A 12,610-nucleotide genomic window follows, 5' to 3' on the forward strand; every position below is an offset into this window, starting at 1 on the left:
TCGAGATGCGCAAACTTTCGTCACTGTCCATGGCCACCGCCCTCGTTGTCGCCGTAGGTGCGACGGTCTTCGCCGTACCGGCCGGAGCGGCGACCACACCGCGCGGGACCACGCTCGCCGGCGGTTCCGCGGGGGCGTCCGCACCTGCCTCGCAGAGCACGGTGAAGCTCATTCAGGGCTTCTACGCCGCCTTCGCCAAGGGAGACATTCCCGCCGCGCAGAAGTTCGTGACCGACGACTTCATCATGCATGTGCCGGGGAAGGGCCTCAACGCCGGGGAGTACTGGGGCAAGGAAGGGCTGCGCGAGTTCATGCGCCACATCCTCGACTACAACGGCGGCACCTTCGAACTGAAGGTGCCGCACTTCGCGGTGAACGGCGACACCGCGTTCACCCGCGAGATCGTGACGCTCAACCGCAAGAAGGATCCGGCGAAGATCTGGACGCTGCGCTTCACCATGCAGTACAAGATCAAGAACGGCCGGGTCTCGGAGGCATGGACCATGCCCGAGGAACAGGAGGCCTACGACGCCTACTGGACACCGTCGCTCGACACGCCCCGCGGCACACCGGCCTCCTCCCAGCCGGCGCCGTCCCTGCCCGACGCCGCGCACGCCGTCTCCCCGAAGAACACGGGCTTCCTGAACACCTTCTACAACACGTTCTGGAGCGGGGACCTCGACGGGGTCCATCGCATGGTCTCGGACGACGTCGAGGTGCGCATCCCCGGGCACTCCGACATCTCCGGCGTCTACAAGGGATGGGACGGCTTCCTCAAATTCCGCGAGCGGGTGATGGCCACCGTCGGCAGCCGGTACAAGTTGGATGTGTCCGCGATGGCGGGCGACAGCGCCGGAGGCTTCGCGCGTGAGTTCATCCGGATGAACCGCCCCTGGGACTCGGAGGTCAAGTCGATCGACGTGACCATGTACTACACCGTCCGCCACGGAAAGATCGTGAAGATGGAGGACGTTCCGGTCGACACCAACGCCTGGCAGGACTTCTTCACGAAGCCGCACAAGGGAAGGTAGCCGCCAGTCGTGAAGCGTCCGGGGCCGGCAACACGTTTGTCGGCCCCGGACGTCGACGGCCGAAGGAGGCTTACCGCGGCGGGGGCACATTGACGTGGCGGTGGTGCTTCTTGCGGCCGATCCGGCAGCGCTCGCGCCCGCGGGCAGGAGTGTCGGCCTGGCCGCACAGACAGGTCCCGATATGTGGCACGTATGGCCGCCTCGGGCAGCGACCGTGCAAGGTCTGCGAGCTACATTCGGCGGTACACCATCCCAAGGCGGTGGCGGCCGCTGACGCCCCGTGGGTCGGGGCGGACGCATCAACGGCTGCCAGGCCGCTGCCGAACCTCGGTCATGCCCATGGGCGCCGCCCGCCTGCCGGGGGTTCTGCCCGGCAGAGATACCCAAGTCCCCTCTCCCAACAAGACGTCGTCGGTTGGACGTCGTCCGCACCGTACATACGAAGGACCCGCCATGCCCGCCGTAACCGTCGAGGACCTCCTGGTCCTCCCCCGCCTCCCGCACCCTGAAGCGACCGTCGCCGACCGCCCCGTCCGTCAGGTGGTCACCGCGCCCCAGCAGCGGGAGGGGGCCGGCTTCATGGTGCGCCGCCCGTTCCCGAGCGCTGCCTTGCACGACGCGGACCCCTTCTTGATGCTCGACCACGTCGGTGAGACCGTGTACCAGCCCTACGAGGCCAAGGGCGCCCCCTGGCACCCTCACCGCGGATTCGAAACGGTCACCTACGTCATCGACGGCACGGTGGTGCACCACGACTCCAACGGTGGCGGAGGCGTCATATCGGATGGGGACACGCAGTGGATGACCGCAGGGTCGGGAATCCTCCACGACGAAGTCCCCAGCGAGGAGGTCCTGGCCAAAGGCGGCCTCAGTCACGGCATCCAGCTGTGGGTGAACCTGCCCCGCACCCGCAAGTGGGCGCAGCCGCGCTACCAGGACGTCCGGGCGGACAGACTCCGGCTGCTCACCTCCGAGGACGGCGGGGCGCTGGTACGCCTGATCGCCGGTGGACTCGGCGGCTACCAGGGACCGGGCGTGACCTACACCCCGATCGTCTATGCGCACGCGAGTCTGCTCCCCCAGGCGCGGTTGCGGACGGGGTGGGATCCGCAGTTCAGCGCGATGGTCTACGTCCTGCAGGGATCGGGGAGCGTGGGCCCGGACAGGCGCCCGGTGAGGGAGGGGCAACTGGCGGTGTTCGGTGCGGGCGATGTCATCACCGTGCAGGCGGGGGACCATCAGCGCGGCCGCACCGGCCGCTTCGAGGTGCTGCTGCTGGGCGGTGTGCCGCTGAGGGAACCGATCGCCCGCTACGGCCCGTTCGTGATGAACACCGAGGCGGAGATCCGGCAGGCCGTCGAGGACTACCAGCAGGGCAGGATGGGCCACATTCCCGCAGCCCACCTGGGAACGCGGTAGGGGTGCGGCAGGGGGCCGACGTTCAGCACGCCGGGGTCGACGCGAACGGCGTCCGGTGCGGGCAAGGACAGCGCCCTCCGGGAATGGGAACGGCGGGCGCTGTTGGGGGTGTTGCCGTCGTCAGCGGGAGCGGACGTAGGCGGTGAGGCCGGCGCGCAAGGGGGCGGGCACCGCTCGATACAGGGCGGTGTGGAGCAGCTCGCCGACGAAGGTGAGGGCGTCGCCGTCGGCTGTCAGGAGGCCGACGCGGAGCGCTTGTTCGACCTGCTGTGCTGTTCTCCAGCCGTCGGTGCCTGCGGCTCTGAGCAGTTGCTCGAAACAAAAGGTGGGGCCGATGAGAGCCGCGGTGCGCAGCAGGTGCGTCATCGGCTCCGCGACGTGGTGGACCAGGTCGAGCGCCGCGTTGATCAGTGTGTCGGGCAGCTGGTCCGGGTCGTCCAGGGGCGCGCCCGCGCGGGCGGCTCGAAGGGCTGCCAGGACCAGGGCGGGGCGGCCGGCGGTGAGCTGGTGGACGCGGTGGGCTGCCTGTGGCACGTCGTGGCGGGCGGCCAGCTCGGCGACGGCGCGAAGCCCAAGCGGTTCGAGGGGCAGCTGGGTGGAGTGGGGCAGGTGTCGTGCGATGCGGTCGGCGCCGTCCTCCCGCGCGCCGAGGACCACCATCATCCGGTGGCCGGCGGCGTCCTGGGACAGGTGGTGGAGGGTTTCCAGGGTGCGCGCGTCCGCGCAGTGGGCGTCGTCGACAGCCAGCAGCACGGGGTGGTCGCTGGAGAGTCCGCGCAGGAAGAGGGCGGCTGCGTCAGTGTGTCCGTGTGCCGGCGGCCTGGCGCGCTCGTCGCCGTGGCGGGCGGGCCCGTCGATCGCGTCGAGGTGCGGCATGACGGCCTGCAGCCGGTCGGCGATGCCGTCGGCCGCGCGGGTGATCTCTTCGGGCCGTGCCGTGCGGCAGAAATCCTCGATGGCCTGCTCCAGTACGGGGACGTCCAGGAGACGTTCGGGCCCGGGGCAGCGTGCGGCAAGGACGGTGGCACCGTCGTGCTGGACCTGGCGGCGCAGTGCGGACAGCAGAGCGGAGGTGCCGACTCCGACCCCGCCACGCAGCACGACGGTGGTGGGGTGCCCGGTCAGCGCCCGCCGCCACCCTGCCTGCAGTCGGTCGAGTTCATCGTCCCGGCCGGTGAGGCGCTGGTGGGGTGCGTCGGCCGGTGCTGCGGGCCGCGTCCGCGCGGGGGGCGGGGTCGGCCGGCCCTGGAGAATGGCCCCGTGCAGGGCCTCGGTGCGCGGGTCGGGGTCGGTTCCCAACTCGGTACGGAGTGTGCGGCGCAGCCGGCTGAAGGTGTGCAGGGCGGCGCCGGCCGAACCGAGACGGTACTGAGCGGCCATCAGGGCGCGCCATGCCGGCTCGTCGTAGGGGTCGTCGTGCGCGGCCGCCGAGGCCAGGTTCGCGGCCTGCCGATGGTCGTGCAGATGTTCCGCGGCCTGCCAGGCGGCTTCGCGGGCCCGGCGCAACAGCCGCTGCAGTGTCCGGTCGAGGTTCGCGCTCCAGTCGGCGGGCTGGAACTCCTCGACCGCGCGACCCGCACCGAGCAGGCCAAGTGCCCGGCGGGCGGCGACATCCGCGAACGCGGGTTCGCCGGCGTGCAGGTGCCGCTCGGCCGCCCGGGTCAGGCGGGCCGCCTCGTCCACGTCGACCTGCCAGCCCGTGGTGTTGAGCCGATATCCGGACCCTGCGCGCTCCAGGCAGGTGCCGACCACTTTGCGCAGCCGGCTGACGAGGGAGGCGACCGTCTGCGTGGCGGTGGGCGGGGCATGGTCGGGCCAGAGTGTCTCGATGATGGTGTCCTTGCTGACGACCCGGTTGCGGTGGACGGCCAGCAACGCGAACAGCAGTACCGCGCGTCCCCTGGGGAGGCTGGGCGGGTTGCCGGACTGTGCCCCCGTCAGCTCCAGGGGCCCGATGAGCCGCAGGTGGACGGGGTCCCCCAGGACGAGTGCGTTGGTGCAGGACGGCATGCAGGTGGTGCTCTTTCGTGGTGCGGGGCAATGACTGGCATCCAGCCTCGCCGCACCGCACTCCTGCCCGCCAGCGGCCGGCGGGACGACAACCCCTCGGTTTCGGCCCGTGCCCTCGCCGCTCGCGCTGCTGGTGGGCGGCGTTTCAGGGCCGGCTGTGCAGCGCGTGGTGGACCACGGCGCGCAAGGCCGTGAAGGAGTCGGCGAAGCGCTCCAGCCCTTCCTTCTCCAGGGCGGCCATGACCTCGTCGTAGGCGATGCCGGCGGCCTGCAGTCGGCGCAGGACCTCGGTGGAGTCCTGGTAGGTGCCACGCACGCTCTGGGGCGGAAAGACGGCGTGATCCGCGACCGCGTCGAGCGTGTTGCGGGGCATGGTGGTGATGGTCCCCGGTGCGAGCAGTCCGGTGACATAGCGGGTGTCGCCGTAGTGGGGGTTCTTGGTTGCGGTGGAGGCCCACAGGGGTCGCTGCGGGCGGGCGCCCGCGTCGTGCAGGCGCCGCCAGCGCCGTGTGGAGAACTCCTTCTCGTACAGGTGGTAGGCCAGGCGGGCGTTGGCGAGCGCGGCCCGTCCCTGCAGGGCGGCCTGGGTGGGGCCGCCCTGTTGGGCGAGGCGGGCGTCGACGGCGGTGTCGACGCGGGAGACGAAGAAGGAAGCGACCGAGGCGATCGGGGCAAGGGGGCGTCCCTGCGCCCGGGCACGCTCCAGTCCGGCGAAGTAGGCGTGGATGACCTCGCGGTAGCGGCGCAGACTGAACAGCAGCGTCATGTTGACGCTGATCCCTTCCGCGAGGAGCAGGGTCAGGGCGCGCGCCCCTTCCACCGTGGCCGGCACTTTGATCAGGACGTTGGGCCGGTCGACGAGCCGGTGCAGACGGCGTGCCTCGGTGAGCGTGGCGGCGCTGTCGTGGGCCACCAGCGGGGAGACTTCCACGGACACGTACCCCTCGACGCCGTCGGATGCCTCGTAGGTGGGGCGCAGCAGGTCACAGGCCTGCCGCACATCGTGCGTCGTCAGGGCCTGCAGCGCCTCGTCCACGTCCGCGCCTGCGCGCCGCAGTTCCTCGAGTTGCCCGCGGTACGGTCCGCTGCCGTCGCCGATGGCCGCCTGGAAGATCGTGGGGTTGCTGGTGATGCCGGTGACTTTCCCGGCGTGGATGAGTGAGGGCAGTACGCCCGACTCCAGGTCGCGCCGGTTGAGATCGTCCAGCCATATGGCGACGTCGTGCGCGGTGAGGTGGGCGAGAGGGTCGCTCATGGGTGTCGCTCCTTCTTTCCGGGGCCGGCGTGCTGCAGGCCACCTGGGTGTGCGGTGAGCCTGAAGTGCGGCGTTGCAGCCGGATTGCACTGCGCGGCCGGGCGGGTGGGGTGCCGGCCGTGCAAGAGCGGTGCAAGGCGCCGCGCCAGTGTGGGCAGCGCGTCTTCGCCCCGGGTGGGCTCGTCGTGGCCGCCGGCCGCTGACACACCGTCGGTACGGGGGCGTCGTCCTGCATCGGCGGCCGTGGCCCGATGCGTGGGTCACCCGGCCGTGCGCGCGGACATGCCGCCGGCCGGGGGCGGGTCGACCCCGCACAACCACCCGCTCCGGGCGGCCCGGTGCCCTCGTGGGAGAGGGCCGCCCGGGGCCGTGGACGGGACGTACAGACAGCCGGCGAGGCACTGCCGGGGCCGGGTGTCCCGTCGGTACGCGTGGGGTCACGCGGTGATCAGGAGGATGTTGTGGGAACACAGAGTCGGCGCGACCGCAGCCGGCACAACTGGCCCGCGTGGCTCAGCGAGTTCGCCTCGACCGCGATCCTGCTGCTGGTGATGGTCACCCTGTTCAGGCACCTGTTCGGCACCGAGGGTCCACTGGGACGCGCCCTCCCCTCGCAGGAGGGCCGGCTGGTCGCGGACGCCGTGGTCAGCGGCATCACCGTCGGCCTGCTGATCGTCTCGCCGTTCGGGCGACGTTCGGGCGGCCATATGAACCCGGCGGTCTCGCTGGCGTTCTGGCTGATGGGGGCCCTCCCGGGACGGGACGCGGCGGCCTACGTCGCCGCCCAACTGGCCGGTTCCGTCGCGGGGGTGGCGGTGGGCCGGCTGGTGTGGGGCGAGCAGACGGCCCACCACGCCGTCGGTTACGCAGTCATCCGGGCATCCGACCACATCCCGTGGGCTGCCGTGTTCGCCTCCGAGGCCGCGGCGACCGCCGTGATGCTCGCCGCGGTGACCTTCGTGGCGGCGCGGCCCCGCCTGGCCTTCCTGCTGCCGGCGGTCGCAGCGTCGGTGATCGCCGCGCTGATCCTGCTGACCGGGCGATGGACGGGCGGAAGTTTCAACCCGGCCCGACAGTTCGGGCCGGAGCTGTTCTCCCACGACCTGGCGTGGCTGTGGGTGTACCTGATCGCCCCGCTGGTGGGCGGCGGGCTCTTCGCTCTGGTGCGCGGACGCCTGCCGCACGCGCCTGCGCTGCCCGCCTGACCGGCACCGATAGCGCCACCGGCTCCTGCACCTCCACCGGCTCCGGCTCCGGCTCCGACTCCGGCTCCGGCTCCGGGAGAGGCGTGCCGGCTGCACGCGGGCTCGTGCGGTGGCCGGATCCGTGGGGAGTACGGCCCAGAGGCCGGACATGACAGCCCGCACAACACGGGTTGAAGGCCCGTGAAGGCGCTGATCAAGCGCCGTGATCCTGACATCCGGATCGTTCGAGAAAGGCCCTGTGATGATCGACTCGACTGCCTGGGAGCGTGTGCGATGACCGCCTCATCGTCTCTGGCCGCCAAGCAGCGGCCGGAGTTTCTGGTTGCGTTGGCGTTGGCGGCGGGCCCGGTGGTGGCGCTGGGCTTCACCCGGTTCGCGTACGCGCTGCTGCTGCCGGCCATGCGCGAGAAGCTGCACTGGAGTTATGCGGCGGCCGGTGGGATGAACACCGCCAACGCGCTGGGCTACATCATCGGAGCCGCCACCGCGGCCTGGTGGTCGCGCCGCTTCGGCTCCGGGAAGGCGTTCGTGTGGGGCATCGTCATCAGTGCGCTCACCCTGCTCGCCTCCGGGGCGACCGACAACTTCGCCGGCCTGACCGTCCTGCGGTTCATCGGCGGCCTGAGCACCGCGGTGACCTTCGTGGTCGGCTCGGCTCTCGCCTCCCGCGTCCACAGCGGCGGCCAACAGGCACGCTCGGCCTCCCTGGTCGGGATGTACATGGCCGGTGTCGGCATCGGCGTGGTGCTCTCCGGCGTGGTCGTGCCCGCGGCGCTCACCGCCTGGGGCGCGTCCGGCTGGCAGGCCGGGTGGCTGCTGATGGGGCTGCTCGCCCTCCTCGCCATCGGACCCGCGGCCTGGGCCGCACGCCAGGTACCCGAGCAGGCCACCAGCGGTGCCGCCCACGGCGGCCGGGCCGGCCTCAAGCCGCTGACACCTCTCTTCGTCTGGTACGTGCTGTTCGGCGCCGGCTACGTGTCCTACATGACCTTCGTCATCGCCCTGCTGCACAGCCAAGGCATGAAGGTCTGGGGCACCGGCACGTTCTTCATCGTGCTGGGCGTAGCCTCCGCGGCGGCGACGTTGCTGGTGTGGGGCCGGGTGATCGGCCGACTGCGCGGCGGCACGGCCCCCGCGCTGGTCTCGGCCGTCGTACTGATCGGCGTACTGCCCGTACTGCTGTGGCACGGGATGGGCGCCGCGATCGCCTCGGCGATCATCTTCGGCGGCTCGTTCATGGCCGGGCCCACCGCTGTGACCGTCCTGGCCCGCCGGATGCTGCCCGCGCACGCCTGGACCTTGGGCATCGCCCTGCTGACGGTCGCCTTCAGCGTCGGCCAGGCCGTCGGTCCCTTGATCTCCGGCCTGCTGTCCGACTCCTCCGGAGGCATCGCCAAGGGCCTGTGGCTGTCCGTCGTACTGCTCGCCGTCTCCGCCGCCGTCGCCCTCGTCCAGCGCGAACGGACGGCAGAGCACCACCACCAGGAAGCGCCGGCGGCCGGCGCCCCGAGCGCCGTCCAGCGCTGACCCCACCCCTTCAAGGAGCACGACCCCCATGTATCACCGCATCCTGGTCGCCGTCGACGGCAGCCCCGCCGCGCACAGCGCGATCCGTACCACCGCCGAACTGGCCTACCTGACCGGCGCACAGGTCCGTGTGCTGCACATCGACACCTCGGAGGTGGTGTACGACACCGTCGTCGGCCTGGAGGACGACCCCACCGCCCACCGGGTCCTGGACGCGGCCGTGACGGCCCTGCGGCAGGCCGGCGTCCAAGCCGACGGCGAACTGCTGGACGGGCTGGTGTCGGACGTGGCGCAAGCCGTGCGGGAGGCCGCCGAGAGCTTCGACGCCGACCTGATCGTCGTCAGCCCCCATCACCGCAGTCGTCTCGCCGGCTGGTTCTCCCCCAGTGTCAGCACCGCGATCGCCCACAACAGTCGCACCGCCGTGCTCCTGGCTCCCGACCAGGGCTGAGATGTCCCACCGCACGGTGCTCGTCACCGATCAGGCAGGCCCGGCCCGCCTGATCGCTGTCGGGGCCCCACCGTCCCTCACCACGGTGCAGGCCGAACAACCAGTCGTCGGCGGCGGCGCCGGCTCCTGACAAGCAAGGCGGCCCCGGTACCCCTCGGCCCTCCCGGGCCGGCGGGCGCCGGGGCCGCGAGAAAGGCATCATGGCAGTGCCCCAGCAACAGATCATTCTCGTCCGGCACGCGGAGACGGCCTGGAACCGCTCCCGCCGCTACTACACCGGGCGGGACGATCCCGACCTGACCGCCGCGGGCAGGCGCGAGGCCGGCATGCTCCTGCCGCACCTCGAGGCCTACGAGGACGCCCACGTGCTGTGCAGTCCAGCACTGCGAGCCCGCCGCACCGCGCGACTGGCGGGCCTGAGCGCGGACATCGACCCCGGCCTGCGGGAGTGGAGCTACCAGCTGCCCGACGGCCACACGGTGGACGAGCGCTGCCGAAGCGAACCGTGCCACCACGACATCTGGGACGACGCCCTGCACACGGAAGCGTGCAAGGGCGAATGTCTGCCGGAGGTGACCGCCCGGGCGGACCATGTGCTCGACTGCGCCCGTCGCCTCACCGCCACCGGCAGACCCGTCGTCCTCGTCTCGCACGGCAACCTCATCCGGCTGATGACCGCCCGCTGGCTGGGACTGTCCGCCGCGGCCGGGGCACACCTGGCACTGCGCACCGCCTCCATAGGACGCCTGGCCCACTACGACGGACGTCCCAGCCTGCTGGGCTGGAACTTCAGCCCTTCCTTCGACGACCGGCTGCTCGCCCGCCCTCCGGCAGCCGCCGACGCCCCACCGCATCGCCCCTGAACCCCGCTCCCCTGGCGCCCTCCTGGAGGATTCGTTGGACACCCACCCGCCCGTACACCTGGATCCGCATGCCGAGCGCTTCCTGGCACAGTCGGCCGCGGCCGACGCGCCGCCGCTGGAAAGCCAGTCGCCCTCCGAGGCCCGGGCCGACGCCCTGGCGTCCCAGCGCGCCGCCCAGGCGGTGCTCAAGCCCGTCCACATCCACGAGCAGCACCTGCCCATCGGGCCCCGCGGCACGGTGCTGGTGCGGATCGTGCGGCCGGAAGGCTCCTCGGGCACGCTGCCGGCGGTGATGTACTGCCACGGCGGCGGCTGGGTGCTGGGCGACCGCTTCTCCTACGACCGCACCACCCGCGACCTGGCCCACGCCGGCGGCGTCGCCGTGGTGTTCGTGGAATACACCCGCTCACCGGAGGCCCGTTACCCCGTCGCGCTCGAAGAGGTCTACGCGGCCACCGCCTGGATCGCCGAGCACGGACAGGAACTGGGGCTGGACGGGTCCCGATTGGCGGTCGCCGGGGACAGCGCGGGCGGCAACCTGGCCACGGCCGCCGCACTGCTGGCCAAGCGCCGGGGCGGTCCCCACCTGCTGCAGCAGGTGCTGTTCTACCCGGCGTTGGACGCCGGTTTCGACACGCCGTCCTATGAGCAGTTCGCGGACGGCTTCTTCCTCACCCGCGCGCAGATGAGATGGTTCTGGGACCACTACGCCCCCGACCGCTCGGTGCGCACCGAACCGACCGCCGCACCGTTGCGGGCCACCCCACAAGAACTGGCCGGGATGCCGCCGGCCCTGGTGATCACCGCCGAGGCGGACGTGCTGCGCGACGAGGGCGAGGCGTATGCCCGCAAGCTCACGCAGGCAGGTGTCCCGGTGGTCGCGGTCCGCTACCTGGGGGCGGTCCATTCGTTCACCGCGCAGGACGCGCTGGCGGCCTCTCCCCTCACCCGGGCCGCTGTCGACCAGGCCGGGCAGGCACTGCGGCATGCTCTGGCCGCACCCCGGGCCGCGACGGGGGGTCGCTGATGTCGACGGCCCTGGTGCTCGGCGGAGGCGGCGTGACGGGGATCGCCTGGGAGCTGGGGGTGCTCCAGGCGCTACAGGAAACGGGGGTGGACCTCACGGGCGCCGACCTGGTGGTCGGCACCTCGGCCGGATCGGTCGTGGCCGTCCAGGCCACCAGTGGTATCGGTCTTCACCACCTCCTCGCCGACCAACTGGCGCCCGCCGGCGCCTCACAGGAGGTGAAGGCCGTCTTCGACCCGCAGCACGCGGCGGCCGCCCTCACCAAGCTGACAGAGGGCGCCCACGACGAGCGGGAGACCAGGGCCCGGATCGGTGCCATGGCCCTTGCGGCACACACCGTCCCGGAGGCCGAGCGGATGCGGACGATCCAAGCCCGACTTCCCGTCGACACCTGGCCCGCCCGCCGGCTGCTCATCACGGCGGTGGACGCGCAGACGGGCGATCTCGCCGTGTGGGACGGCACCTCGGGCGTCCCGTTGGCATCCGCCGTGGCGGCCAGCTGCGCCGTGCCCGGCATCTGGCCGCCCGCCACCGTCGGTCGACGGCGCTACGTCGACGGGAGCGTCCGCTCCACGACCAACGCCGACCTCGCCCTGGGCCATGACGTGGTGGTCGTCCTCGCGCCCGACACCGGCCCCGGCCTCAACCCCGCGTCGCAGGGACTGGCCGGCGAGATGCCGCTGCTGCGCCCGCACAGCCAAGTCCTGGTCATCACACCTGACGACGCCGCACTCGACGCGATCGGCCCCAATCCGCTGGACCCCGCCCGGCGGCCCGCCTCCGCCCGCCAGGGCAGGCGGCAGGGAATGGCGCTGACCGGCACTGTGCGGAACATCTGGCCCGCTGCCACCGACCGATAGGCCGCACGCGACGCCCGGGCCGGCAGCCGGCGGTCTCCCTACCCGTGCGGCCGTCCCGCGACGTACCGTCGAAAGGTGCTCCGGGAAGGAACGACCGGCTCCGCCACCGCGCCTTCGGACCGCCGCCCTCTGTATGGGCTTGCCGACGCGGCCTGGGAGTTCGTACTGACTTCCGTCCTGCTGTACTGCGTGGTCACCGCCGCCCGCTGGCTGACACCACCGGACTCGCCGCTCGCCGTGAACAGCGCCCGCGCGGCGACGGCCATCGTGGGGGCGGTGGTCGGCATCATCCTCGTGGTGCTGATCACCTCCCCGCCGGGGCGCTGCTCCGGCGCCCACATGAACCCCGCGATCAGCGTCGCGCTGTGGCTGATGGGTGCCTTCCCCGGACGCTACGTGCCCGCCTACGCCGCCGCACAGCTGGCAGGCTCGGTGGCGGGCACCGCGCTGGGGCGGCTGTGCTGGGGACCGGTGGTGTCCCGGCCCTCGCTGCGCTATGCGGCCGTGCACCCCAGCCCCAGGTGGAACACGGCCGCGCTGGCCGTCACGGAGGCCGGTTGCCTCATCCTCGTGGTCGTGATGGTGGGGTTCTTCCTGGCCCGCCCCGCCATCAGTCGCTGGCTGCCCTACGCCGTCGGCGCGGCGACGGCCCTGATCATCACCGTGCTGGGGCAACTGAGTGGAGGCTCGGCGAACCCGGCGCGCCAACTGGGTCCCGCGCTGCTGTCCGGTGGCACCCGACTGCTGTGGGTCTACCTGGCCGCCCCGTTGGTCGGCGCATCGATCGGGGCCGCGGTCCACTGCCTGTTCCAGCGCCGTCTGGGCACCCCCGCACCGTGCACCTACCGCCTGTGCGGGAGCGACGCCGCCCTGCGAAATCGGACCCGACAAGTGGCCTGAGGCGCGTACGCGACGGTCGCTCGGCCCAGTCGTCACCGCTCGCTGTCGTCCTGCGGATCGTT

At 71.9% G+C, this 12,610-nt stretch carries 11 protein-coding genes; 9 read left to right on the forward strand and 2 right to left on the reverse strand.

Going from position 1 to position 12,610, the window contains the following annotated elements; translation table 11 throughout:
* Positions 1 to 5 precede the first annotated feature (5 nt).
* Together ABEB03_RS35005 and ABEB03_RS35010 are read left to right on the forward strand one after the other, a co-directional pair.
* Positions 6 to 1,031 (forward strand): nuclear transport factor 2 family protein, encoded by a 1,026-nt coding sequence (locus ABEB03_RS35005; RefSeq protein ID WP_345656909.1) that lies wholly within the window; start codon positions 6 to 8, stop codon positions 1,029 to 1,031.
* Between the two features lie 453 nt (positions 1,032 to 1,484).
* The gene (locus ABEB03_RS35010) at positions 1,485 to 2,450 is read left to right on the forward strand and encodes a pirin family protein (RefSeq protein WP_345656910.1); all 966 of its coding nucleotides are present in this window, start codon (positions 1,485 to 1,487) and stop codon (positions 2,448 to 2,450) included.
* A 120-nt stretch (positions 2,451 to 2,570) separates the two neighbouring features.
* Here ABEB03_RS35010 and ABEB03_RS35015 read toward each other — a convergent pair whose 3' ends face one another.
* Complete coding sequence (locus ABEB03_RS35015; RefSeq protein ID WP_345656911.1) at positions 2,571 to 4,460, reverse strand: BTAD domain-containing putative transcriptional regulator; 1,890 nt, start codon at positions 4,458 to 4,460, stop codon at positions 2,571 to 2,573.
* Between the two features lie 145 nt (positions 4,461 to 4,605).
* A complete protein-coding gene (gene tal / locus ABEB03_RS35020) occupies positions 4,606 to 5,715 on the reverse strand; it encodes a transaldolase (RefSeq protein ID WP_345656912.1) in 1,110 nt (369 codons plus the stop codon).
* Between the two features lie 461 nt (positions 5,716 to 6,176).
* Between tal and ABEB03_RS35025 the strand changes: the two genes are divergently transcribed.
* From ABEB03_RS35025 to ABEB03_RS35055, 7 genes are all read left to right on the forward strand, one after another.
* A complete protein-coding gene (locus tag ABEB03_RS35025) occupies positions 6,177 to 6,920 on the forward strand; it encodes an aquaporin (RefSeq protein WP_345656913.1) in 744 nt (247 codons plus the stop codon).
* A 273-nt stretch (positions 6,921 to 7,193) separates the two neighbouring features.
* Entirely contained in the window at positions 7,194 to 8,447 is a 1,254-nt protein-coding gene (locus ABEB03_RS35030) for a YbfB/YjiJ family MFS transporter (RefSeq protein WP_345656915.1), read from the forward strand.
* 28 nt (positions 8,448 to 8,475) lie between these two features.
* Positions 8,476 to 8,898 (forward strand): universal stress protein, encoded by a 423-nt coding sequence (locus ABEB03_RS35035; RefSeq protein WP_345656916.1) that lies wholly within the window; start codon positions 8,476 to 8,478, stop codon positions 8,896 to 8,898.
* Between the two features lie 200 nt (positions 8,899 to 9,098).
* Entirely contained in the window at positions 9,099 to 9,761 is a 663-nt protein-coding gene (locus ABEB03_RS35040) for a histidine phosphatase family protein (protein WP_345656917.1), read from the forward strand.
* A 34-nt stretch (positions 9,762 to 9,795) separates the two neighbouring features.
* Positions 9,796 to 10,788 (forward strand): alpha/beta hydrolase, encoded by a 993-nt coding sequence (locus ABEB03_RS35045; protein ID WP_345656918.1) that lies wholly within the window; start codon positions 9,796 to 9,798, stop codon positions 10,786 to 10,788.
* The gene (locus tag ABEB03_RS35050) at positions 10,788 to 11,648 is read left to right on the forward strand and encodes a patatin-like phospholipase family protein (protein ID WP_345656919.1); all 861 of its coding nucleotides are present in this window, start codon (positions 10,788 to 10,790) and stop codon (positions 11,646 to 11,648) included. Before ABEB03_RS35045 ends, ABEB03_RS35050 begins: the two co-directional genes overlap by 1 nt.
* Before the next feature lie 75 nt (positions 11,649 to 11,723).
* Positions 11,724 to 12,548: an MIP/aquaporin family protein gene (locus ABEB03_RS35055; protein ID WP_345656920.1), complete on the forward strand. Its 825-nt coding sequence runs from the start codon at positions 11,724 to 11,726 to the stop codon at positions 12,546 to 12,548.
* Positions 12,549 to 12,610: the final 62 nt, after the last annotated feature.

The sequence above is a fragment of the Streptomyces siamensis genome, from assembly GCF_039543605.1.
In the GTDB taxonomy this organism is placed as follows: Bacteria; Actinomycetota; Actinomycetes; order Streptomycetales; family Streptomycetaceae; genus Streptomyces; species Streptomyces siamensis.

Bases quoted from the DNA above. Each gene is read 5' to 3' on its own strand.
- ABEB03_RS35005 (WP_345656909.1), top strand. From the start codon at position 6: ATGCGCAAACTTTCGTCACTGTCCATGGCCACCGCCCTCGTTGTCGCC.
- ABEB03_RS35010 (WP_345656910.1), top strand. From the start codon at position 1,485: ATGCCCGCCGTAACCGTCGAGGACCTCCTGGTCCTCCCCCGCCTCCCG.
- ABEB03_RS35015 (WP_345656911.1), bottom strand. From the start codon at position 4,460: ATGCCGTCCTGCACCAACGCACTCGTCCTGGGGGACCCCGTCCACCTG.
- tal (WP_345656912.1), bottom strand. From the start codon at position 5,715: ATGAGCGACCCTCTCGCCCACCTCACCGCGCACGACGTCGCCATATGG.
- ABEB03_RS35030 (WP_345656915.1), top strand. From the start codon at position 7,194: ATGACCGCCTCATCGTCTCTGGCCGCCAAGCAGCGGCCGGAGTTTCTG.
- ABEB03_RS35035 (WP_345656916.1), top strand. From the start codon at position 8,476: ATGTATCACCGCATCCTGGTCGCCGTCGACGGCAGCCCCGCCGCGCAC.
- ABEB03_RS35040 (WP_345656917.1), top strand. From the start codon at position 9,099: ATGGCAGTGCCCCAGCAACAGATCATTCTCGTCCGGCACGCGGAGACG.
- ABEB03_RS35050 (WP_345656919.1), top strand. From the start codon at position 10,788: ATGTCGACGGCCCTGGTGCTCGGCGGAGGCGGCGTGACGGGGATCGCC.